The 24,057-nt window shown below is 50.2% G+C and carries 24 protein-coding genes; all 24 read right to left on the bottom strand.

Translation table 11 applies throughout. The annotated features are described in order from the left end of the window. Positions 1-84: 84 nt before the first annotated feature. The 24 genes from rpsO to D889_RS0100305 all read right to left on the bottom strand — a co-directional run bounded on the left by rpsO (position 85) and on the right by D889_RS0100305 (position 24,054). A complete protein-coding gene (gene rpsO, locus D889_RS0100190) occupies positions 85-354 on the bottom strand; it encodes a 30S ribosomal protein S15 (RefSeq protein ID WP_010630909.1) in 270 nt (89 codons plus the stop codon). A 128-nt stretch (positions 355-482) separates the two neighbouring features. Next, positions 483-1,457: a bifunctional riboflavin kinase/FAD synthetase gene (locus tag D889_RS0100195; protein ID WP_010630910.1), complete on the bottom strand. Its 975-nt coding sequence runs from the start codon at positions 1,455-1,457 to the stop codon at positions 483-485. A 52-nt stretch (positions 1,458-1,509) separates the two neighbouring features. After that, on the bottom strand, positions 1,510-2,421 hold the full coding sequence (gene truB, locus D889_RS0100200; protein WP_010630911.1) for a tRNA pseudouridine(55) synthase TruB: 912 nt from the start codon (positions 2,419-2,421) through the stop codon (positions 1,510-1,512). 45 nt (positions 2,422-2,466) lie between these two features. Continuing rightward, entirely contained in the window at positions 2,467-2,817 is a 351-nt protein-coding gene (gene rbfA, locus D889_RS0100205; RefSeq protein ID WP_010630912.1) for a 30S ribosome-binding factor RbfA, read from the bottom strand. A 15-nt stretch (positions 2,818-2,832) separates the two neighbouring features. Beyond that, positions 2,833-3,114: a DUF503 domain-containing protein gene (locus tag D889_RS0100210; protein ID WP_010630913.1), complete on the bottom strand. Its 282-nt coding sequence runs from the start codon at positions 3,112-3,114 to the stop codon at positions 2,833-2,835. Continuing rightward, positions 3,111-5,432, bottom strand: a complete 2,322-nt coding sequence (gene infB / locus D889_RS0100215; RefSeq protein WP_018962054.1) for a translation initiation factor IF-2 — start codon at positions 5,430-5,432, stop codon at positions 3,111-3,113. The genes D889_RS0100210 and infB overlap by 4 nt, the downstream gene beginning before the upstream one ends. A gap of 19 nt (positions 5,433-5,451) precedes the next feature. Then, positions 5,452-5,760, bottom strand: coding sequence for a YlxQ family RNA-binding protein (locus D889_RS0100220; protein WP_010630916.1), 309 nt, complete (start codon positions 5,758-5,760; stop codon positions 5,452-5,454). Further along, a complete protein-coding gene (gene rnpM / locus D889_RS0100225) occupies positions 5,747-6,031 on the bottom strand; it encodes an RNase P modulator RnpM (protein WP_010630917.1) in 285 nt (94 codons plus the stop codon). The genes D889_RS0100220 and rnpM overlap by 14 nt, the downstream gene beginning before the upstream one ends. A gap of 14 nt (positions 6,032-6,045) precedes the next feature. Continuing rightward, on the bottom strand, positions 6,046-7,224 hold the full coding sequence (nusA, locus tag D889_RS0100230; protein ID WP_010630918.1) for a transcription termination factor NusA: 1,179 nt from the start codon (positions 7,222-7,224) through the stop codon (positions 6,046-6,048). Positions 7,225-7,256: 32 nt separating this feature from the next. Next, complete coding sequence (rimP, locus tag D889_RS0100235; RefSeq protein ID WP_010630919.1) at positions 7,257-7,727, bottom strand: ribosome maturation factor RimP; 471 nt, start codon at positions 7,725-7,727, stop codon at positions 7,257-7,259. A 155-nt stretch (positions 7,728-7,882) separates the two neighbouring features. Beyond that, positions 7,883-12,184, bottom strand: a complete 4,302-nt coding sequence (locus D889_RS0100240; protein WP_010630920.1) for a PolC-type DNA polymerase III — start codon at positions 12,182-12,184, stop codon at positions 7,883-7,885. A gap of 164 nt (positions 12,185-12,348) precedes the next feature. Next, on the bottom strand, positions 12,349-14,004 hold the full coding sequence (locus D889_RS0100245; RefSeq protein ID WP_018962055.1) for a proline--tRNA ligase: 1,656 nt from the start codon (positions 14,002-14,004) through the stop codon (positions 12,349-12,351). A gap of 63 nt (positions 14,005-14,067) precedes the next feature. Continuing rightward, positions 14,068-15,327, bottom strand: a complete 1,260-nt coding sequence (gene rseP, locus D889_RS0100250; RefSeq protein WP_010630922.1) for an RIP metalloprotease RseP — start codon at positions 15,325-15,327, stop codon at positions 14,068-14,070. 26 nt (positions 15,328-15,353) lie between these two features. Beyond that, positions 15,354-16,502, bottom strand: a complete 1,149-nt coding sequence (locus D889_RS0100255; RefSeq protein WP_010630923.1) for a 1-deoxy-D-xylulose-5-phosphate reductoisomerase — start codon at positions 16,500-16,502, stop codon at positions 15,354-15,356. Positions 16,503-16,517: 15 nt separating this feature from the next. Continuing rightward, a complete protein-coding gene (locus D889_RS0100260; RefSeq protein WP_238537548.1) occupies positions 16,518-17,300 on the bottom strand; it encodes a phosphatidate cytidylyltransferase in 783 nt (260 codons plus the stop codon). A gap of 8 nt (positions 17,301-17,308) precedes the next feature. After that, complete coding sequence (uppS, locus tag D889_RS0100265) at positions 17,309-18,097, bottom strand: undecaprenyl pyrophosphate synthase (RefSeq protein ID WP_010630925.1); 789 nt, start codon at positions 18,095-18,097, stop codon at positions 17,309-17,311. Between the two features lie 88 nt (positions 18,098-18,185). Next, positions 18,186-18,746, bottom strand: a complete 561-nt coding sequence (gene frr, locus D889_RS0100270) for a ribosome recycling factor (RefSeq protein ID WP_010630926.1) — start codon at positions 18,744-18,746, stop codon at positions 18,186-18,188. Positions 18,747-18,748: 2 nt separating this feature from the next. Continuing rightward, entirely contained in the window at positions 18,749-19,474 is a 726-nt protein-coding gene (pyrH, locus tag D889_RS0100275; protein WP_010630927.1) for a UMP kinase, read from the bottom strand. A gap of 171 nt (positions 19,475-19,645) precedes the next feature. Further along, positions 19,646-20,530: a translation elongation factor Ts gene (gene tsf / locus D889_RS0100280; protein WP_010630928.1), complete on the bottom strand. Its 885-nt coding sequence runs from the start codon at positions 20,528-20,530 to the stop codon at positions 19,646-19,648. Positions 20,531-20,619: 89 nt separating this feature from the next. Beyond that, positions 20,620-21,375, bottom strand: coding sequence for a 30S ribosomal protein S2 (rpsB, locus tag D889_RS0100285; RefSeq protein WP_010630929.1), 756 nt, complete (start codon positions 21,373-21,375; stop codon positions 20,620-20,622). Positions 21,376-21,520: 145 nt separating this feature from the next. Further along, positions 21,521-22,102, bottom strand: coding sequence for a hypothetical protein (locus tag D889_RS0100290; RefSeq protein WP_010630930.1), 582 nt, complete (start codon positions 22,100-22,102; stop codon positions 21,521-21,523). 61 nt (positions 22,103-22,163) lie between these two features. Beyond that, the gene (locus D889_RS0100295; RefSeq protein WP_010630931.1) at positions 22,164-22,934 is read right to left on the bottom strand and encodes a FliA/WhiG family RNA polymerase sigma factor; all 771 of its coding nucleotides are present in this window, start codon (positions 22,932-22,934) and stop codon (positions 22,164-22,166) included. Positions 22,935-22,960: 26 nt separating this feature from the next. Then, positions 22,961-23,443, bottom strand: coding sequence for a chemotaxis protein CheD (locus tag D889_RS0100300; RefSeq protein WP_010630932.1), 483 nt, complete (start codon positions 23,441-23,443; stop codon positions 22,961-22,963). Continuing rightward, complete coding sequence (locus D889_RS0100305; protein ID WP_010630933.1) at positions 23,440-24,054, bottom strand: chemotaxis protein CheC; 615 nt, start codon at positions 24,052-24,054, stop codon at positions 23,440-23,442. The genes D889_RS0100300 and D889_RS0100305 overlap by 4 nt, the downstream gene beginning before the upstream one ends. Between the last annotated feature and the right edge of the window lie 3 nt (positions 24,055-24,057).

Raw genomic sequence — 24,057 nt, forward strand, 5'->3', positions numbered from 1 at the left:
GCAAAATAGATCATCCGATACCGAATCATCTAAAATCCGGCTAACAAAAAAGCGGGAATGCTCCCGCTCTTTTTCAATCCCTTGTTATCGGCGCAGACCCAATTTATCGATCAGCACGCGATATCTTTTGACATCTTTACCGCGCAGATAAGTCAGCAAATTACGGCGCTTACCAACCATCTTCAACAGACCGCGGCGAGAATGAAAATCCTTCTTATGCACCTTCAGATGTTCGTTAAGCGTGTTGATCTGTTCGCTAAGTACGGCAATCTGTACTTCCGGTGAACCGGTATCGTTCTCATGTGTCTGAAAATCGTGAATCAGCTGAGTCTTCTTGTCTTTCGTTAAAGCCATCAGCTTTCACCTCCCTTTTTAAAATCCCCGCAAGCTCCGCTGCCGCCGGTGATACGGCCAGCCGGGCAAGGGTTCCTAATAACCGGCATAAAGCCAATTATGATTTAATTTTATATGTTTCTTCCGAATTAATCAAGTGATTTTTTCTCATCCGAATCGTGCAGTGAACGGAAATAAGCCTCAGTATTCACTTTATCCTTATCCATTTGCTGAATTAAAGCTTCCGATCCGGAGAATTTTATTTCCTCACGAAGCCGTTTATACCAGTCAACGGATACCTGCTTGTCGTACAGATCCCCTGAGAAATTCAATACATAGACTTCAACGGTGGTTTTTGCATCAGGCTGCCGGTAAAATGTCGGACGTGTCCCGATACTGCAGATACCGTCCAGCGACCGGCCGTCGACATTCAGGCGGACCGCATAGACACCGTTTGCCGGCATGACAAAAACCTGCTCCGATGCGACATTGGCTGTCGGAAAGCCGAGTGTTCTGCCCCGTTCGTCGCCATGAACCACTTTTCCGGTGATCCGGTAAGGACGTCCCAGCAGTTCGGCTGCCTCGTCGACGGCTCCTTCATGGATGCGTTCACGGATATGCGTCGTGCTGACTTTCTCCCCGAAACGTTCGACTTTAGGGACGACCGTGTAGCTGAACATGCTGCGCGAAAACTGATCGATGTTCTTCATGTTCCCTTCAGCTTTCCTGCCGAAGGTGAAGTCATAGCCGGCAACAATATGTTTTGCATGAAATTTGATCAGGTATTGATCGATAAATTCCTGCGGAGACAGCTGACTGAGCGCCAGATCAAAGTGGATAAAAATCAGCAGATCCACACCCATTTTCTCAATGATCTCAGTTTTAAGTTCCGGCGGCGTCAGACTGTCTTCCCGCTTTTTAGACGGACTGAGCACGACAGACGGATGCGGATAAAAAGTCATTACGGCAGATTCGAGATTTTTTTCAGCGGCAATTTTCACGGCTTGTTCAATGACATCGCGATGGCCGAGATGAAGTCCGTCAAAATAGCCGAGTGCAATCACTTTCTCATTGCTGTCCTTATCTTCGATGTACGGCTTGTGGTCTAAATAAATCGTTTCCAATTCGGCACCTTCTCACTCTCTGACACTGACAAAATGGCAACAACACATCTGGTTACGCTCTGACTGCGAGGACCTTTCTCGGCTTAATAAAGCCCTTTTTCACCGGATGGCGTTCATAAATAGCCAGGCAGCAATGGTTCCGGTCAAAGACAGCAAACAAAGGACTATCCGGCGCGTCTGCCTGCGGAAGAACTGCTCCGTGGACAACTTCCTCGGCCGTCCGGTCATCCACCGTCCATTTATCCATATGTGACAAACCGCATTCGATCGGTTTGAGGCAGTCACAAAAATGCCCTGAGTCCAAAAGCGATTCAATCCGGTCGAACGACCAGCAATCGGCAAGCGTAAAAGACCCGGCCTGAACACGGGTCAGGGACTTCAAATGCGCCGGATACCCCAATTTCCTGCCGATATCAACGGCCAGAGTCCGGACATAGGTTCCTTTACTGCATGAGACAAAAAAAGGAATGTCAGAGCGATAAACTTCCGCGTTTCCGGTCAGTTTCAGTTCATAAATATGGATTTCACGCACGGGACGCGCCACGGATAAGCCTTCTCTGGCATACTCGTAGAGTTTCTTCCCGTTGACTTTTACAGCCGAATAGATCGGCACGGTCTGCCGAACGTTGCCGGTAAATGACTGGAATACCTGTTCCAGATCCCGGCGAGAAAAATCTTCTCCCAGTTCGCGGCTTTCGGTTACTGCCCCTGCTTCATCTTCTGTTGTGGTTGCTGTCCCGAGACGAATTGTCCCCTCATAGGCCTTATTGAATTCAAGAAGATACTGAGCAATTTTCGTCGCCCTTCCCAGACAGAGAACCAGCACACCGTCAACTTCAGGATCCAGCGTTCCGGTGTGCCCGATTTTCTTGAATTTCAGCAACTTGCGAAGTCGGGCCACACAGTCGTGGGACGTCATCCCCCGGGGTTTATAGAGCGGCAGCAACCCGTTATAGTCGATCATGTACGGCCATCCCTTTACTGATGATTAGGATCATTCATCACCGGCTCAGTCTTCGCTTCGGTGAAGATCATTGATCAGCCGGTCGATATGGCTGCCATAGTCCATCGATTGATCGAATTTGAACTGGATCTCCGGTGTCTTACGCAGACGGATCCGCTTCCCGATCTCTGTGCGGACAAAGCCCTTCGCTTTATTCAGCCCTTCCAGCGTTGCTGCCTTCTTCTCATCATCGCCCAGAACACTGATATAAACTGTCGCATCCTGCAGATCACCGGTGACATCAACTCCGGTGACGGTCACAAAACCAACACGGGGATCTTTCAACCGGTGTTCGATAATGTCGCTCATTTCTTTTTTCATCTGCTCGGCGACGCGATTCACCCTTAATCTGGCCATGGGGTCACCCTCCTTTTAGAACCATTCATAATGCGTATTTGTCCGTTCAATATCTGTGCGGCTGTCAATGAACGACAGCGCACGGTTTAATTCCCTTTCAACACTTACTTTTGCCGTTCCAACGCTGACAAAAGCCAGCTCGGTCCGCTGCCATTTGTCCTGATATCCGGTCTCGCTGGCGGACAGGTTATGGTTATTTGTCGCTCTCCTCAGAATACTCAGGATCACGGAGCGTTTTTCTTTTAGAGAATGGGCATCCTGCAGCAGGCAGTCACACTGCACCAGCCCGATGATCATTTTGGCTGAACTTCTTCCATAACATAGGCTTCCATAGTGTCGCCCTCTTTAATATCGTTAAAGTTCTCCAGTGTGATCCCGCACTCAAGTCCGGCTTTGACCTCTTTCGCATCATCTTTGAAACGTTTGAGTGTATCGACGTGCCCTTCATAAATGACGACGCCGTCGCGGACAAGACGAATCCCTGCATTTCTTGAAACAATACCGTCGGTGACGTAACATCCGGCAATGGTCCCAATCCTGGAAACTTTGAAGGTGGTACGGACATCCAGCTGTCCGATAACTTTCTCCTTGTACTCCGGATCGAGCATGCCCTTCATCGCTGCTTTCATCTCATCAATGGCGTCGTAGATCACACGATACAAACGGATGTCGACTTTTTCCTGTTCGGCAACTTCTTTTGCATGATTATCCGGACGCACATTAAAGCCGATGATAATCGCGTTTGAAGCAGAGGCAAGGATGATATCCGATTCACTGATCCCGCCGACACCTTCATGAATAATGTTGATCTTCACGCCGTCAACATCGATTTTTTTCAGGGATCCGGAAAGTGCTTCAACCGAACCCTGAACGTCTGCTTTAATGACGATATTAATCTCTTTCATGTCGCCTTCTTTGATCTTTTCAAACAGATCATCCAGGCTGACTTTATTTTGTGTTTCTTTGCGTTCGGTGATCAATGCCCGTTCTGCACGGGTTTCACCAATCTGACGGGCTTTCTTTTCGTCCTCGAAGACCATAAACTGGTCCCCGGCCTGCGGCACATCGTTCAGACCGGTGATTTCAATCGGTGTGGACGGAGCGGCTTTCTTGACGCGCCGTCCGGCATCATTCAGCATTGCGCGCACGCGGCCGTACGTATTCCCGACAACAACCGAATCACCAATGCGCAACGTGCCGTTCTGGACAAGAAGCGTTGCGACAGGTCCCTTTCCTTTATCGAGTTTAGCTTCAATGACCGCTCCTCTGGCCGGTTTTTCCGGATTGGCCTTATACTCATTGACTTCTGCTTCGAGCAGGATCATCTCGAGAAGATCATCGATCCCGATACCTTTCTTTGCGGAAATCTTAACAAAGATGGTATCGCCGCCCCAGTCTTCCGGAACGAGCCCCTGTTCAGACAGTTCCTGCATCACATGATCCGGATTGGCGTTAGGCTTGTCGATCTTATTGACGGCAACGATAATCGGCACTTTCGCTGCACGTGCGTGATGAATGGCTTCAATCGTCTGCGGCATGACACCGTCATCCGCTGCAACAACCAGAACGGTAATATCGGTGATCTGGGCACCGCGCGCACGCATCGTTGTAAATGCGGCGTGTCCCGGTGTATCCAGGAAGGTGATTTTCTTTCCTTCATGAATGACCTGATAGGCACCGATGTGCTGCGTGATCCCGCCGGCTTCTCCGGCAGTCACTTTCGTATGGCGGATGGAATCAAGCAGGGTCGTCTTTCCGTGGTCGACATGGCCCATAATCGTGACGACCGGCGGCCGGATAACCGCTGTGGCTTCATCAATTTCCAGGCCTTTATCTTCGAAACTGGCTTCATCCACGACCACTTTGTGTTCGACTTTAACACCGTAGTCGTCGGCCAGCAGCTCAATGGTGTCTTCATCGAGATTCTGGTTCTTTGTCGCCATTACCCCGAGCGACATCAGTTTTTTGATAATGTCCGTGGACGGGCGGCCCAGTTTCTCAGCAAACTGGCCAACCGTCATCGAACCCGAAATCATGATCTTTTCAGGCAGCCTGATTTCCATTCTCTGACGTGCGGCAGCACTGCTTGCGCCGCGGCGGCGCTGATTATTGCGCCCGCGGCGTCCCTTACCGCGGCGGTTGGAGGAACCACGTTCCACAAAGTTGCTGTGGCCGGTATTGTGTCCGGCATTATGGCTAGCATTATGGCTGGCATTATGGCTGGCATTATGGCTGGCATTGTGTCCGGCATTCTGACTGTTACTGTTTGAATGTGAATTTCCGGTTCTGCTGCTGCTGTGCTCGCCTGACCGGAAATTCGTTGCCTTTCCGTTGTGGCTGTTTCGATCATTTGTCCTTTGATTCGGTCGTTTGTCTTTCGATTTAGTCTGATTCACATTAACCTCTGTTTTCTTTTTTTTAGGTTCCGTTTTTGTCGCGACAGCGACCGGTTCCTTTTTCGGATTGAATTTACGGTTCAATTGTTTAATGGCATTGTCCTCAATGACGGACATATGGCTCTTCACCTGAAACCCGAGCCCTTCAAGTATTTCAATGACCCTTTTACTGGTCACGTGATTTTCCCTGGCATATTCATAAATTCGCATTTTGCTCATATAGCCACCCCCGTATTGTTCATCCGAGCCGCTTGATCAGCCCCTTTGCAAACCCGGCATCCGTTACAGCAGCCAGCACCCTTGCCGGCTGGCCGATCGCCCGTCCAAGCTGCTCCCTGTCCGGTACAGATAACAGCGGGACGTGATAAAACGTGCATTTATTTGAAACGGTTTTTCTGGTCCGGTCAGAGGCATCCTTCGACAGGATTACGGCACCTGCCCTGCCTTCCCGGATCACCCGGATCACCGTGTCTTCTCCAGAAACAATCTTACCGGCACGCTGTGCAAGGCCCAGGAATGAAACCCAGTCTTTATTATTCTGCAGCATGTGCCTGTTCCCCTAATTCCGTGATCATCTGATCAAATACCTCTTCAGGTACGGCCACACCCAGATGTCTGGAAAGCAGATTTTTATCCTTGGCTTTTTTCACGCAGCTTTCTTTTTTGGACAGGTAGGCGCCGCGACCGTTCTTTTTTCCAGTGGGATCCAGACTTACCTCGCCCTCCGGTGAGCGGACGACACGGAAAAGATCTTTTTTCTCAGCCGCTTCCTGACAGACAACACACTTGCGCATCGGTACTTTCCGCTTTTTCACCACGATCTCCGGCCTCCTTAGCTTTCCTGATGATCCGACGATTCCGGCTGTTGACCGTCAGTCTGATCGTCAGACGTGTTCGCATCGGTCGCATCGGCACTTGCAGCAGCATCCGGTGACGTCGGAGCAGCAGTATCCTGATCGTCATCGAACAGGCCGTTTTCTTCTGCTTCCGTCTCGCTTTTGATATCGATCTTCCACCCCGTCAGTTTGGCGGCGAGCCGCGCATTCTGGCCTTTCTTACCGATAGCCAGAGAAAGCTGATAATCGGGAACGATAACCGTCGTCGCCTTTTCCGCTTCATGGACGATCACCTTGACGACTTTTGACGGGCTGAGTGCGTTCGCAACATAAATGACAGGATCCTCGGACCAGTTGACAATATCGATTTTCTCGCCCTTCAGTTCATTGACAATGGTCTGGACACGGGCACCTCTCTGGCCGACACAGGCACCGACAGCATCGACTTCCGGATCTTCGGCATAAACAGCGATTTTAGAGCGGTCGCCGGCTTCACGTGAAATCGATTTGATTTCAACTGTTCCATCGTAGATTTCCGGAACCTCAAGTTCAAAAAGTCTTTTCAGCAGTCCCGGGTGGGTTCTGGACACCGTAATCATCGGGCCTTTTTTGTTGTCTTCCACTTTCGTCAGATAGACCTTGATCCGGTCGTGCGGCCGATAGGTTTCATTGGGCATCTGTTCCGACTGAGGTAGAAGCGCTTCGACACGGCCGAGATCCACATAAATGAACCGGTGATCAATCCGCTGAACGATACCGGTCATGATGTCGTCCTGCCGGTCGATGAATTCAGAATAAATGACGCCGCGTTCGGCTTCGCGGACACGCTGCGTCACGACCTGCTTCGCTGTCTGGGCGGCGATCCGTCCGAAATTGCGCGGAGTGACTTCGATTTCCACCGTATCGCCGATCTGATAATTGGAATTGAGCTTTTTCGCATCATCCAGTGAGATCTGCAGGTTCGGGTTTTCCACGGCTTCGGCGACTTCTTTACGCGCGTAGACTTTGATCTGCCCGAGAGTTTCATCAATCGCGACACGGACATTCTGTGCCTGTTCAAAGTTACGCTTATATGCAGAAATCAGGGCTGCCTCCAAGGCATCGAGCAGTACTTCCTTGCTGATTCCCTTGTCTTTTTCCAGCGCCGTAATCGCTTCAACTAAATCACTGCTCATTTCTTTCTCTCCTTTTCCATACATCCGATTCATCAAAAAATAATGGCCAGTCTGCCGCTTGCAATCTTGCTGAAGGGCAGAGTTACTGGAATCTCTCTTGTCTTCTGACGAACGGCAAGAATCACCTCTGTATCGCTGACTTTCTCAAGCCGGCCCTCAAACACCTTGGAACCGTCGACGGGTTCATAGGTGGTCAGATGAACATCCTTCCCCACAAAGCGCAAATAGTCCTGTTGATTTTTCAACGGACGCTCCGCACCGGCTGAAGATACTTCGAGGAAATAAGCTTCCTTAATCGGATCTTCCCTGTCGAGAATTTCACTCAGCTTCTCGCTGACTTTCTCGCAGGTATCCAGATCCACACCGGCCGGTGAATCAATAAAAACCCGCAAAAAGCGGTTTTTTCCTTCCTTAACGAATTGGATATCCACGAGTTCCAGATCCAGGCTGCTCAGAATCGGCGACACCAGTTCGCCTGTCCTCTTCGCGATTGTGCTTGCCATGTCAAGCCTCCTTTTGAAAACGAAAGAGTGGGAAAATCCCACTCTTTGCGCACGAACTATTTCCAGTATTTCCTTCACCACTATATCATACCCGGGAAATCTAGGCAAGAATACCCTGATTCCGGCGTATTCAGGAAGAAGCGGACCATTTCTGATCAGAAAAGAGACAGCTGGTTGGAGTCCGGCATCCCTTCCAGACAACCCTGATCATCGAGATACTCCAGGATGGTTTTGGATATTTTGGAACGTTTCTGCAGATCTTCCTTGGAAAGGAATTCACCCTGATCTCTTGCCGCCGCAATCGATTTGGCTGCGTTTGTTCCGATACCGGGAATCGCATTGAACGGCGGGATCAGCGACTTGCCGTCGACCAGAAAGCGTGTCGCATCCGAGCGGTACAGGTCGACCGTCTGAAAACTGAAGCCGCGTTCGCACATCTCCAGGGCAACTTCAAGCACCGTCAGCAGACTTTTCTCCTTCGGCAGCGCGTCATTGCCCTTCTGATCGATCTCATCCAGTTTCTCGCGGATCCGGTCCGGTCCCTGATGCATGACGTCGACATCGAAGTCGTCGGCACGGACAGAGAAATAAGTCGCATAGAACAAAATCGGATAGTGAACTTTGAAATAAGCGATCCGAAAGGCCATCAGGACGTACGCCGTTGCATGGGCCTTCGGAAACATGTACTTGATTTTCAGACAGGACTGTAAATACCAGTCCGGTACGTTGTTTTCCTTCATCTCATTGATCCAGTCGTCATTGAGCCCTTTTCCCTTCCGGACGGACTCCATGATTTTGAAGGCATGGGAAGGCTCAAGTCCCTGATGCATCAGATCGATCATAATGTCGTCACGGCAGGAAATGACGTCTTTGAGCACGCACGTGCCGTCGTTGATCAGGATCTGCGCATTGCCCAGCCAGACATCTGTACCGTGTGACAGCCCGGATATTTGCACCAGTTCGGCAAAGGTCGTCGGTTTGGTGTCGTCAACCATCTGACGGACAAAACGCGTACCAAATTCCGGAATGCCGAGCACGCCCGTTTTGCAACGGATCTGTTCTGGCGTGACGCCCAGTGTCTCCGTTGAACTGAAAATCTTCATCGTGTCCTTATCGTCGACCGGAATCTTTTTCGGATCGATCCCGCTGAGATCCTGAAGCATACGGATGACCGTCGGATCATCATGGCCGAGAATATCGAGTTTCAGAATATTATCATGGATGGAATGGAAGTCGAAGTGCGTTGTCTGCCATTCCGCCGTCTTGTCGTCAGCAGGATACTGAACCGGCGTGAAATCATAAATTTCCATGTCGCGAGGAACAACGACGATACCGCCCGGATGCTGTCCGGTTGTGCGTTTGGCACCGGTACACCCGGCCGCCAGCCGGTCCCGCTCAGCGCCGCGCAGTTGTTTCCCCGTGTCCTCTTCATAGCCCTTGACATAGCCGTAAGCCGTCTTATCGGCAATCGTGCCAATCGTTCCGGCCCGGTAGACTTTATCCGCACCGAAAATTTCTTTTGTGTAGTTGTGGGCAACAGGCTGATAGTCGCCGGAAAAATTCAGGTCGATATCCGGCACTTTGTCGCCTTTGAACCCCAGGAATGTTTCGAACGGAATATCATGTCCGTCCTTCTTCATCGGTGTACCGCATTCCGGACAGTTTTTATCCGGCAGATCAAACCCGCAGGCAACAGAACCGTCGGTGAAAAACTCGACATGATGGCATTTAGGACACAGGTAATGCGGCGGCAGCGGATTAACTTCCGTGATTTCCAGCATCGTCGCCACCAGCGACGAGCCGACCGACCCACGGGAACCAACCAGGTAACCGTCTGAAAGTGATTTTTTCACCAGCTTATGGGCAATCAGATAAATTACGGAAAAACCATTTCCAATAATACTCTTCAGTTCCCTAGCCAGCCGTTTTTCCACGAGATCCGGAAGCTTTTCACCGTAAAGATAATGGGCGCGTGCATACGATTTTTCCCTGACCTCATCTTCTGCCCCGTCGATCGTCGGTGTATAGAGGCGGTCTTTGACCGGATGCACTTCATCGATACTGTCGGCAATCGCATTCGGATTGGTGACGACGACTTCCTTCGCCTTTTGCGCACCGAGAAAACTCATGCAGTCCAGCATCTCGTCTGTGGTGCGGAAATGGACATCAGGTAACGTCTGTCGGTTGAGCGGATTGCCGGCTTGCGACCGAATCAGGATTTCCCGGTAAATCGCATCGTGCGGATCAAGGAAATGAACATCTCCGGTGGCGACCACCGGCTTATCCAGCTTTTCCCCGAGCTTAACCAGTTTGGTCATGATATCCTTTAAAGCCAGTTCATCCCGGACAATACCCTTCTCGACCAGATGCCTGTAATTGGACGGAGGCTGAATTTCAATATAATCGTAGAAACCGGCTACTTTCTCAGCCTGTTCCGCAGACTTTTCCATCATCGTCTCAAACAGTTCGCCTTTGTCGCAGCCGGATCCGATAATCAGTCCGTCACGATATTTTGTCAGCAGCGATCTGGGAATTCTCGGAACCCTGTAAAAATACTTGACATGTGCATAGGAAACGAGTTTGTACAGATTTTTCAGCCCGGTCTGGTTTTTGACAAGCAGGATCACATGCGTTGGACGAACCCGGTCAAGATTTCCTTTGCCAAGGTTATCGTTCAGCTGATCGTGGTAGAGCATCCCCTTTGCGGCAGCATCCTGAAGCATTTTCCAGGCCAGATAGCCGGTCGCTTCCGTATCGTAAATTGCCCGGTGGTGGTGGGTAAGTTCAATATGAAACGCTTTGCAGAGTGTATCAAGCTTATGGTTCTTAAATTCCGGATAGAGAAAACGCCCGAGCTCCAGCGTATCAATCACCGGATTGGCAGCTTCATCAAATCCGAGCTTTTTATAACCGGCATTGAGAAACCCCATATCAAAAGTTGCGTTATGGGCGACAAGTATGGCGTCGCCGGTAAATTCACGGAAATCGGTGATGACTTTCCCGGCATCGGGTGCATCGGCCAGCATTTCATCGGTGATACTGGTCAGCTCTGTGATCTTTCGCGGCAGTGGATGATGTGGATTGGCAAATTGGTCAAACTTGTCGATCACTTTGCCGTCCTTGATCTTCACGGCCGCGAGCTCAATGATCGTGTCATATACCGCAGACAGTCCGGTCGTTTCCGTATCATAAACGACATAGACAGCTTCCGACAGTTCACGGTGCTCAAGGTTATAGGCGATCGGCACGCCGTCGTCGATCATGTTCGCTTCCATGCCGTACAGGACTTTCATAGCGTATTTCTTTCCGGCATTGTACGCCTCGGGGAAAGACTGAACCACGCCGTGATCGGTGATCGCAACGGCGCGGTGGCCCCATTCTTTCGCCTGTTTGATCAGCGCTGTCGCTGTCACAACGGCATCCATTTGGCTCATCACCGTATGGGCGTGGAGCTCGACACGCTTTTCGCCGTCCGGTGCCTGATCCTCCCGTTTTATCGGTCGGATCTCTTCAATGTCGTTGGCAATCATCACGAGGTCACGGGCAAAGCTGTCATTTTGCACCCCGCCGCGTACCCTGACCCAGATTCCTTTATGCAGCTTCTGGAATTGGGCGGCATCTTCCTTGTCGCGGGAAAATGCTTTGACCAGCAGTGAGTCCGTATAATCGGTCACTTTGAAAAGGAGCAGCGTCCGGCCGCTGCGCAGTTCGCGCGTCTCGCAGTCAAAAATATAGCCCTGGATCGTCATCCGGCGTTCTTCATCCTGGATGGTTTCGATCGATACAGGTTCATCATGAATATCGTAACCGAATTTGAACGGGCCTTCCGGTGCCGCATCCGCTTCTTCTTTACTTTTCTGCTGCTCGAGCATCGCCTGGAGTACTTTCTGATGGTCTTCTTCCTGACGCTGCCGGACAAAATCATCATAGGCTTTCGACTTGTCCTCGGGATTGATTTTTATCTCAAGCGTAAATGGCGGGAAGCCGAATTGTCTGAACTGTTCATTGAGTTCGTGCGGCAGCTTCCGTTTCATCAGCCCGGCTTCAGATTCATTTGTCGCCGCCAGTATCAGCTGTCTGCCGTCCGCATGCGGTTCCTGGCCGGAAAGGCAATTTTTCATCAGCGGGAACTGAGCCGACAGAGCTTTGGAAACCATCGGCCAGTATTCGCTCACTTCATCCCCGGCGTTCATTGCGGCACGTGTTTCGATAGAAAAGGTAATCTCAGGAACAATATGGTGAAAAGCCTGATCAAGACTGCTTTGCAGCCACTTATAGACCGTCAGCGGTAAAATCCGGTCAATCCGGAAAGCGAAGTGCCAGCATTTTTCTTTACGAAAAACGGTTAGTTTTTCAATTTCACCATTCTGAAAATAATCCGTCATCCATTTTTCCGGAGCATTGATCTGTTCCATCAGGACAGACCATCTTGAGGATCCGGCTTCATCTTTGGCCACCCTCAGGCATCTCCTTTCACAATCTTATTCTCTCATTCTACTAAACTTCGCCCCTCTGAAGCGATACCCCAAAGAATTTTTTTAATGCAGCTTCAGATTCTTCAGCTTATGTCAAACAAAAAGAGGGATCTCATTGATCCCTCAGCCTTGACTGACATTCCGACTCATTTTGCTGTTTCCAGCAGCTGATCGACTGTCCGAAGCAATTCAGAAGCCGGAAATTCTGTTCTTCCCTCAGATGCATTCTGCCTTGATCCGGCCTCAACCAGATCCTGGCCGGCACCCTTTCCGACAACAAGCTGTACCGGACAGCCGATCAGATCACTGTCGGCGAATTTTACACCGGGACGTTCTTTACGGTCGTCCCAGAGTACATCGAATCCGTGGCTGAGCAGCTCCTGATACAGTTTCTCAGACAATTGTGCCTGTTCCTGTTTTTTCGGATTGACGGTAATCAGATGAACCTGGAACGGCGCCAGTGCTTTCGGCCACATCAGGCCATTCTCATCATGATACTGTTCACAGATGGCCGAGAGTGTCCGGGAAACACCGATTCCATAGCAGCCCATGATCAGCGGGTGCGACTTCCCCTGATCATCAAGAAAAAGCGCGCCCATCGCTTCGGAATATTTGGTGCCGAGTTTGAAAACCTGCCCGACTTCAATTCCTTTGGCAAACCGGATCGTTCCCTTGCCGTCCGGAGAAGGATCGCCTTCTTTAACGAACCGCAAATCGTGATAATGAGTAATCTGAAGGTCGCGTTCCGGATCGACATTTATGTACGTCGTATCATCCGCCTGATTGTAAAACCCTGCTCCGGTCAAAGTCCGGATGCCCTGATCCGCAAGAATCCTGACTTTGTCGTCATGATAAAATGGATCCGGAAGCTGATCATTTTCAATAGGTTCAAGGAGATCCGTGCCAAGTACATTTTTCACCTTGACATCGTTTACTTCATCTTCCGCCCGGACCAGGACAAGAATGGTTTCTGTACGTGTCTTGAATCCATATAAAGCCAGCTCCTGACCGGCTGGAACCGGCTGTCTGCCCCGCTGGCCGATCCGTTCCTGCGCGGTATGCCGCGAACCTTCCACTGACTGGCCGACTACCGGTGCCATTTCCAGGTTGGCGGCATAATCGGACTGATCCGAATAGGCGATTGTATCCTCCCCGATTTCAGCCAGCGCCTGGAACTCATGCGTATCCTTGCCGCCCATCGCGCCGGAGTCGGCAAGTACAGCACGATATTTCAGTCCGCAGCGGTCAAACACATGCTTATAAGCATTAAATATTTTCCAATATGCCTCATCGAGACTCTCTTCATCGGCATGAAAAGAATAAGCATCCTTCATAATAAATTCTCTGCCGCGGAGCAGGCCGAATCTTGGCCGCTTCTCATCACGGTATTTCGTTTGAATCTGATAAACAGCCATCGGCAATTTCTTATAGGTATTCAGTGTATCTCGTACCAGGCTGGTGACCAGTTCTTCACCGGTTGCTCCTAAAGCAAAAAAACGGCCGTGCCGGTCTTTAAGGCGCATCAGTTCGGGACCGTAGACATCCCATCTGCCCGATTCATGCCATAACTCCGCCGGCTGCATGGCCGGCATGAGCAGTTCCTGAGCACCCGTCCGGTCCATCTCTTCACGAATGATCTGCTCGATTTTCTTAATGATTTTATAGCCCAGCGGAAGATAGGAATAAATTCCCGCCGCATTCTGACGGATGAATCCGCCGCGCAAAAGCAGACGGTGGCTGGCTGATTCCGCGTCGGCAGGAACCTCCTTCAATGTCGGAATAAACATTTTGCTTTGTCTCATTAACCCGCACCCCAATATATAATCGTTTCATTGTTTCCGCTATGAACATTGTCTCTGCCTGCACTAACGCATGAAAATATTCTGTAAATCGTTCCAGGTTACCAGAATCATCAGCAGCATCAGCAGAGCAAAACCGATAAAGTGAACCATTGCTTCCTTCTGCGGTTCCACCGGTTTCCCGCGAAGTCCCTCAATCACCAGAAACAGCAGACGCCCGCCGTCCAGTGCCGGAAGCGGAAGCAGATTGATAACAGCCAGGTTGACACTCAGGAAAGCCGTCCAGTTGAGCACAAGTACCAGCCCCTGAGAAACAACCTGGCCGGTCATGCTGTAGATACGCGCCGGACCGGCAAGATCATTCAGATTAAATCCACCGGTGACCATCATCTTTAACCCCTGTAGTTCCATACCGATCCAGTATCCGGTCTGTTTCACACCGGCAAGAAACGCCTCAGGGATTGAGTGCACGGTCGGTCCGTAAGCACCGATCACGCCTTCATTGCCGTCAGTTCCCTTGCGTTGCCCGGTCACAAGGACAATGGTTTTCGTCGCGGAATCACGGTTAACGACCAGTGTCAGCTTCTCTTTTGGATGTTTCTGGACAAATCCGACGATCTGATTCCAGCTGGACATACCCTGACCATTGATGCTGACAATCCGGTCATCAGCCTGTAAACCGGCTTTCTGTGCCGGATAATCCGGAAGCAGCTGCCCGAGCTTCGGCGCATCGGAGGGGATCCCCTGAATGCTGTAGAAAACAATAAAAACAACTACAGCAAGAACAAGATTCATGAACGGTCCGGCAAAAATAGTCAGAAACCTTTTCCAAAGCGCCTGCGAGGCAAACTGCCGGTCAAGCGGTGCAATCTGAAATTCCTGATTATCCGAAACATAAGTTGCACGGCGATCCAGATCATACCGGACTAAAGGGCTGTTCTCCTGCTCATACCCGGCAAGATACAGGTCCTTTTCAAGATCGCAGTGTTCCACGGTCATCAGTCTGGCATCCGGATATTTATCCAGATGATCGGTGATCAGTCGGCTAACCTTGCCCTCGTTATTGAAAAACAAGCCGACACGCTGGCCCGGCTTCACTTCGACAATTTCCGGATCCTCTCCGGCCATCCGGACATAGCCGCCGATGGGCAGCAGACGGAGGGTATACACCGTCTCTCCTTTTTTCACAGCGAACAGTTTCGGACCAAATCCGATCGCATATTCACGACAGAGAATGCCGCTCTTCTTTGCGACAATCAGATGCCCGAGTTCATGAATCGACACCAGCAGCCCGAAAATAATCACAACGACGATCAGCGTCTCCACGAGCGTTCACCTCTGTAACCTGAATTTTATTTAATCCGTGAATGAACAAATGCACGTGTACGCCTGTCCGCTTCCTCAATGGCGTCCAGATCCGGCGAAGCAATGATCTGATGGTGGTCCAGTGCATCGCCGACCAGCGGTTCAATATCAAGGAAACGAATTTTCCCGTCAAGAAACAGATCAACTGCCGTCTCATTGGCTGCATTAAGTACGGTCGGCATCGATCCCCCGGCCTTTCCTGCCGCATAAGCCAGTGCCACGGCAGGATACCGTTTCAGATCCACTTTCTGAAAATGCAGCGTTCCCATTTCCCATAAGTTTAACCTTTTTGTCTGCTTCAGTTCAAGTCTTGAGGGGTAGGTCATGGCATATTGAATCGGAACGAGCATACTGGGCACGCCAAGTTGGGCAATCATGCTGTGATCAGCATATTCCACAAGTGAATGAACAATGCTTTCTCTGTGAATCAGGGTCTCGATCCGGTCATAAGGCACACCAAATAACCAGTGTGCCTCGATGACTTCCAGCCCTTTATTCATCATGGTCGAACTATCGACGGTGATTTTTGCCCCCATCGACCAGTTGGGATGCTGCACCGCATCAGCAACTGTGACATCTTGCAATTCATCCCGCCGCCGGTCCCGGAACGTCCCGCCGGAAGCCGTCAGAATCAGCCGGGTGACGGCTGATTTGTCCTGCCCCTGCAGAGACTGGAAAATAGCCGAATGTTCACTGTCAATCGGAAGCACCGGAACGTTGCGCCTCTTTGCCTGTTCCATGACAAGATGTCCGCCTGTAACCAGCGTTTCTTTGTTTGCCAGACCGATCGTCTTCCCTGCTTCGATGGCTGCCAGTGTGGGTTCCAGGCCGATACTGCCAAGCACAGCATTCACGAGCATATCACTCGGTCCGTAGGCAGCAGCTTCAATCATGCCTTCAGGGCCGTAGACGACTTTACTGTTTCCACTGAGTTCGATGTGCAGCCGATCGGCAACTGCTTTATTTTTAACGGCAATTAATTCCGGCTTGAATTCACGAATCAACGGGAGTGCCTTACGGATATTGGCACCGAAAGCAAAGGCCGAAACCGAAAATACATCCGGATGTTCCCGGATGACTGCCAATGTCTGTGTACCGACGGATCCGGTGGCACCAAGCAAACTAATCTTTTTCATTATTCTCCTCCTGCTTCAGCTGATCATTCCGGCCAGGTATAAGACAGGGAGGACAAAGATCAGACTATCGAAGCGGTCAAAAAACCCTCCGTGTCCCGGCAATATGTCGCCGGAGTCTTTAACCCCGAAATGGCGTTTCACTGCAGATTCTGCAAGATCGCCGACCTGGCCGAGTACAGAAATAATCAGCGTCACGGTCACAAATAGCCCGGCTGATGCAAACAGCGGCCTCCGGATGATGAATTGAAAAACAGCAGCGACAAGAAAAGCAGCAGCAACGGCTCCGATTGAACCTTCCACCGTCTTATTCGGACTGATGTGGGGCGCTAGTTTATGCCGTCCTAATTTTCTCCCGACAAAATAGGCACCTGAGTCGGTCGCCCACATGGTAATCTGAACAAAAAGCACCAGAAGCAGGCTCTCGAGGCGGAGCTGGGCCAGAAGGTAAAAGGAAAAGCCTATGTAACTCACGAAAAAGAAGAGAAAGGAAGCCTCTTCAATCTGAAAACGGTTCTTTGAAAATACGACGGCAGCCAGTAAAACCAGTACCAGAAGAACCAGAAGCCGAATGAAATACGTCTGGAACTCCGAACCTTTCAGAAAGGGCGCAGCGAAGACAAGTGCGGCAGTGAATGCTGCACTAAGCAGAACCCCCGGAGATCGCAGTGAAATATGTTTCATGGCTGCCAGTTCCAGCAGTGTAATAACGGCGATAATGGTTGCAAGAAGGACGAACGGAACAGATCCGACGAAAAGGATTGCAAGATACATTGCCCCGGCGATGAAACCCGTCGTCATCCTCAGCCTCATTTGTTCTCGCTTCCTTTATCCTTAATCCCGCCGTATCTTCTCTGCCGCCTTGAAAATTCATAGACCGCGCTTTTCAAATCTTCCTCTTTAAAATCCGGCCAGAACACTTCAGTGAAATACAATTCCGTATAAGCCAGCTGCCATAACATGAAATTGCTGAGACGTATCTCCCCGCCCGTACGTATCAGAAGATCCGGATCAGGCAGTGAAGGACTCAGCAGATTGTTTGCCAGAAGCTGTTCATCAATCGATTCCGGTGCAATCCTTTTCTCCTGCACTTTCCTGGCAATTGTGCGAACGGCATGAATGATTTCCGCATGCCCCCCGTAATTGAGTGCGAAATTCAGAATCAGTCCGCTATTGCTCTTCGTCCGGTCGATAGCCTGGCGGACCGCCCGCATCGTATTTTCCGGGATACGGCTCATATCCCCCATCACCCGGACCTGAACATTTCTTTCAATCAATTCAGCCAGATAGGAATGAAGAAACTGTTCCGGCAGTCTCATCAGAAAATCTACTTCTGATTTTGGCCGTTTCCAGTTCTCAGTAGAGAAAGCATAAAGTGTCAGTACCTTTACGCCGAGGTGCTGTGCTTCATAAGTGATCCGCTTAATCGTCTTCATCGCTTCGCGATGTCCGGCAATTCTGGGCAGCCCGCGTTTCTGCGCCCATCGACCGTTGCCGTCCATGATGATTGCGACATGCTGCGGTATTTTTCCAGTTTCGGCAGTCGGTTCATTCTGAATTGCTTTTCCTTTATTAAAAAAGGGAAATTTATCGTACATCCTGAGTCCCCCATTTACTGCGCAGATGTGGATTCTTTGCAGCTGGATGAAAATCTGACTGTTTTACCGGGACCTGCTGCCTCGATCATTATATATCCATCATTTCTTTTTCTTTGTCCTTCGTCAGCTGATCCACACGTTTGATCGTCGTATCGGTCAGTTTCTGTGTCTCTTCCTCAGATTCACGAACGTCGTCTTTCGTCAGCTCGTTGTTCTTTTCCATTTTCTTGATCTGTTCATTCGCTTCACGACGAATATTCCGTACGGCGACTTTTGCCTCTTCGGCGAATTTATGAACAACCTTTACCAGCTCCGCCCGTCGTTCCTCAGTCAGCGGCGGAATGGCAATCCGGATCACCGTGCCGTCGTTCGTCGGCGTTATCCCAAGATCGGATTTCAATATACCACGCTCGATATTTGCCAGAGCGTTCCGGTCATAGGGCTGGATCAGCAGCAGCCGTGCTTCCGGAGCAGTCACTGAAGCAATTTGTTTCAGCGGTGTTTCCGCACCATAGTATTCGACGGTTACTTTATTTAACAGTGACGGATTGGCACGCCCGGCCCTGATTGTTACAAGTTCACGCTGGAAAGACTTTACCGATTTGTCCATCCGTTCTCTGGCTTCTTTTAATACGCTGTCCTGTGCCATCATTATCTCCCCTTAACGACCGTGCCGATGTTTTCGCCAAGCACCGCACGTTTGATATTTCCTTCAACTGACAATGAGAAAACAACCAGCGGGATATTATTGTCCATGCTGAGTGAAGATGCAGTAGAATCCATCACTTGCAAGCCTTCATTCAAAACACGGAGATAAGAGATTTCCTTATATTTCTTCGCGTCTTTATCCACTTTCGGATCGGCCGAATAAACGCCGTCGACATTATTTTTGGCCATCAGGATGACATCAGCTTCAATTTCAGCTGCTCTGAGTGCTGCTGTCGTATCCGTTGAGAAATAAGGGTTACCCGTACCGGCAGCAAAAATCACCACGCGACCCTTCTGAAGATGGCGAATCGCACGACGTCTGATATAGGGTTCAGCCACCTGCCGCATATCAATGGAAGTCTGAACGCGGGTTTCCACACCCAGTCCCTCCAGGCTGTCCTGAAGAGCGAGCGCATTTAGCACTGTCGCCAGCATGCCCATATAATCCGCCTGAGCCCGGTCCATGCCCATCTCGCTGCCGGTTTTGCCCCGCCAGATATTTCCGGCGCCGACCACGATAGCCACCTCCACTTTCAAATCAACAACATCTTTGATCTGTTTGCTGATCGACCGGATCACTTTCGGGTCGATGCCAAAGCCGCCGTCTCCGGCCAGTGCCTCGCCACTCAATTTCAGAATCACTCGTTTGTACTTTGCCTTCTCCGGCATCTTCAATCGGCTCCTCTCGAATTTCAGCACTAAAAGCGATAATTTCAAAAAAATGGGACACGTGAAGCGTGCCCCATTGTGTCCATTCTTTATCTCACAGAGGTGCTGTGAAGTCCGGGTACGGAACATGAATGGATCACCGCCACCCCACAACACACTTACAGGCGCAAATCATTGCTTCATTTGAGCTTTGACTTCGTCAGCAAAATTTTCTTCTTTCTTTTCAATGCCTTCGCCAACCTCATAGCGAACGTATGCGTTGACGGCGGCGTTATGATCTTTCAGGTATTGAGCCACTGTGATGTCTCCGTCCTTGACAAACGGCTGATCCACAAGACAGATTTCCTTGAAATACTTTTTCAGGCGACCGACGATCATCTTCTCGACAATGTTCTCCGGCTTTCCTTCACTCAGTGCTTCTTTCTTCAATACTTCTTTTTCATGAGCGACAACATCTTCAGGAATAGCCTTCTCAGTCAGGTAAAGCGGTTTGCTCGCCGCAATATGCATGGCAACATCCTTGGCCACACTTTCATCTCCACCGCTGATTTTCACCAGTGAAGCGATGCGGCCGCCCATGTGGAGGTAAGCCCCGAAAAGTTCGTCATCATTTTTCTGAAGAACGGTAAAACGGCGAAGTGAAAGCTTCTCACCAATTTTGGCAATGGCAGCCGTGATGTGATCTCCAACCGTTTCATCGCTCCCGTTCAGCTTTTGACCGAGGGCGGTTTCCACATCTGCCGGTGTTTCACGGAGCAGATGATTTGCGAGCGTGTCGATCAGTTCTTTGAACTGTGCATTCTTCGCCACAAAGTCTGTTTCCGAATTCACTTCAAGGGCAACTGCCTTGTTCTCCTTGATTTTAATCTCAGCCAAACCTTCAGCAGCAATCCTGCTCGATTTCTTGGCGGCTTTGGCAATGCCTTTCTCGCGAAGAACGTCCACCGCCTTTTTCATATCTCCGTTGGTCTCCGTAAGCGCATGCTTACAGTCCATGATTCCGGCACCCGTCATGTCCCGCAGTTCTTTAACAAGTTTTGCACTAATCACTGCCACTTGATTTCCTCCTTACATGAATTGTTTTTTTCGCTAAAAGAGTGATAAAAGGGCAGTCCCTTTTATCACCCTGTCAAAATGTATCCTGCTTATTCAGCTTTTACAGTTTCCGTATCTGCTGCATGGGCCGCCTGTTCCGGAGCCTGAGCCTGTTCGTTTTCTTCTCCCTGGTGGGCTTCAAGAACGGCATCTGCCATTTTACCGGTCAGCAGTTTCACGGCACGGATAGCATCGTCATTGCCCGGAATAACAACATCAATTTCATCCGGATCACAGTTCGTATCAACGATTGCGATAATCGGAATCTTCAGTTTCCTTGCTTCAGCAATGGCAATCCGTTCTTTGCGCGGATCAATAACAAACAGTGCCTGAGGAAGGCTCTCCATGTTCTTGATTCCGCCCAGGAATTTTTCGAGACGCGCCCATTCTTTCTTGAGACCAACGACTTCCTTTTTCGGAAGCACGTCAAAAGTACCGTCTTCAGACATTTTTTCAATGTCCTTCAGACGTTTGATTCTTTTGCGAATCGTTTCGAAATTAGTCAGCGTGCCGCCCAGCCAGCGCTGATTGACATAAAACTGACCGGAACGTTCTGCTTCAGCTTTCACTGAATCCTGAGCCTGCTTCTTGGTACCGACAAACAGGATTTTTCCACCATCTGCAGCAATATCGCGAACAAATTTGTACGCTTCCTCAACCTTTTTAACGGTTTTCTGCAGGTCGATAATGTAGATTCCGTTCCGTTCCGTAAAAATATACGGTTTCATTTTTGGATTCCAGCGGCGGGTCTGATGACCGAAATGAACACCGGATTCCAGTAATTGTTTCATTGAAATAACTGCCATTCTGTGATTCCTCCTGTTGGTTTTATGCCTCCGCCGGCTTCCTGTCCGCAAACAACTGATCAGATCAGCACCCGTTCACGAATCAACCGGCGTGTGTGATTGACACCAAACGTTAATATATCACAATATACGTGCAAAGACAAGATTACAATTTTTTCTTTCCCTGAAACTTCAGAAGCAACTCGATTTCTTCTTTTCCCGTCTTCAATTCTTTCGCAATTTGTGTTGCAGTATACCCTTTTTTCTTTAATTTTAACGCTTGAAGCGGCAGCGATTCTTCCAGCTGATCCTGTATCTCATCAACCGGGGGCACCCAATTGTCGGCAGCATGATCATCTGCCGGCTGTGAGCGGGTTGTTTTCTTTCCGACAGGGTCCTGCTGTGCTGTCTCGTCTTTCAATATCTGTCGAAAGGACGGGACTTTTTCCGCTTTCCCGGACTCAGAAGGCGCTGATGCGGCCGTTTCCGATCGGACCGGCCTGCTTGCCCGCGGGGCCGTCCTACGTCGGGAAACCTGCTTGTCTCCTGTTGCTTCGCTCAGGGCCTGGATAAACCGGTCATTTTCTTTCTGCAGGTCCTCAAGATAGGCCGCAAATAATTTTTCAAGCTCGCCGGTTTCCTGTTTCGCCTCGGACTGCTGCAGCCTGACGCGTTGAAACAACTGCAGAATCAGATAGAAGGCAAGAACGATCAGCAGGAAATTTAATGTCATCCAGATGGCTGTCATCAGGGGGTCACCGCCTTTTTATTTTGTTGCGCGCCGAGCGTTGCATGGAAACGTGATTGTTTCAGTGTTCACTCAGGCGATGCTCGGACAGGAACTGTCTCAGTTTAAATAGTGCTTTGGAATGGATCTGTGAGATGCGGGAAGTGGACAAACTGAGTACCTGGCCGATTTCCGTCAGGGTCAGACCTTCGTAATAGAACAGTGAAACCACCGTTCGTTCCTTCTCGTTGAGCCGGTCTATTTCTCTGGCCAGTGCCCTTCTGTCTTCTTCCTCAATCAGATGCTGGTCCGGAAGCGTAGCTGCCTGGTCTTCGATCGCGCCCTGAACATAATCGCTGCCTCCGGCGGATGTCCCGTCATCCAGTGACAGAAGATTGGTCAGCAGCCCTTCTGAAACAACCTGAGAAACCTCTTCAATACTCATCCTGCACTTCTTTGCCACTTCTTCTAGGGTAGCCGCCCGTTTCTGTTCCTGTTCAATTTGTTCCGAAGCCCGTTCAATCCGTTTGCTTTTTTCACGGACAGAGCGGGGCATCCAGTCTTCCTTGCGCAGGCCGTCGAGAATGGCTCCCCGTACACGAAAAGACGCATATGTATCAAACTTCAGGTACCGTTTCCGGTCAAATTTCTCCAATGCATCATACAGACCGATCATACCGTAGCTCTTCAGCTCACTCCGGTCCACATTTTTCGGCAAGCCGGCACTGATTCTCTGCACATGATACTGAACGAGAGGCATATATAGCTGAAGCAGCGCATCCGCTGCACTTTTATCCCGGGATTTGTTCCAGCGCTCCCAGTATTCCAGCTCCATTACATCCGGCTTTGTCACCTCTACCCCTCCCTCTCTTAATGGCATCAGATCCTCTGTTCGCCGCGCAAAATGGTCCGGATGACCAGCATTCCGTTACCCGGATCAAATTCAATGGTACGTCCGAAATCATGTCCTGTTTCGGCAGCGACGAGCGGTACCCGGTATTTACTCAGCTGATTGCCGACGGCCTCAGCGTTTCTCTTCCCAATGCTCATTGTGCTGTATCTCTGTGATGCCCGGAACATCTCGGCTCCGCCGGCCATTTTTGCTTTTAACTCAGCCATCGGGAGCCCATGGATGACGGTCATCAGACGAATCAGCGCCGGAACTGCCGTATCGGCATATTTCCCGGGTGAAAAAGATCCGGAACACGACAGAGATGAATCCGGCAGCATCACATGTGCCATTCCTGCGCAGTGCGCGCGGTCGCTGTAGAGAATCACACCGATACAGGAGCCGAGGCCCAGGGATTTCAATGTCTCCGGACTTTCCGCAAACTTAATTTCCGACAAACCGACCAGAATCACAGCGATGTCTCCCCCGCCGCAAGGCTGAAAATCAGATCAAGCGATCCAGGATAGGGCATAAAAAGGAATTCTCCAGAAAGTTTATCTTGCTGTTCCTGATGAAATAAGGCCGTATCGATCATCAGTACCGAGTCATCGTACAGAGACAATTCATTCAAAGCCTCACCCAAAATGGCCCCTTCCATGTCCACGGCAAAATCCGGAGGCGACTGAATCAGCCGGGTATCAAGCATCGATGAGATCGCTGACAGATAAGAACCGCAGAGAATATTGCTGATTTCACAAAATGCAGAACTGCCCATCCCGCCATCATCCACTGTTCCGGACGGTATAAGCCGGCTGATCAGGCTGTTTGCCTGCTGTTCCCCGAAAATCATGACATAGCAGCCCTTCAGTCCGCCGGTGACTTCGATAAACGTCGCTGCGACGTACTTTTCAGCATCTTTCTTCATCAGCTCATTCATCGGCATGATCGTCACTGACGGGACGTTCATTTCAATACGTTCATGCAGCAGTGTCGACAATGCCGTCGCAGCGTGTGCCGCACCAATGTTTCCAGCTTCTTTCAGCAGATCAAGGTGAGTCGGGGTGAGGTCTGATAATTGATGCATCGG

The organism is Sporolactobacillus vineae DSM 21990 = SL153 (assembly GCF_000377985.1).
GTDB classification, from domain to species: domain Bacteria; phylum Bacillota; class Bacilli; order Bacillales; family Sporolactobacillaceae; genus Sporolactobacillus; species Sporolactobacillus vineae.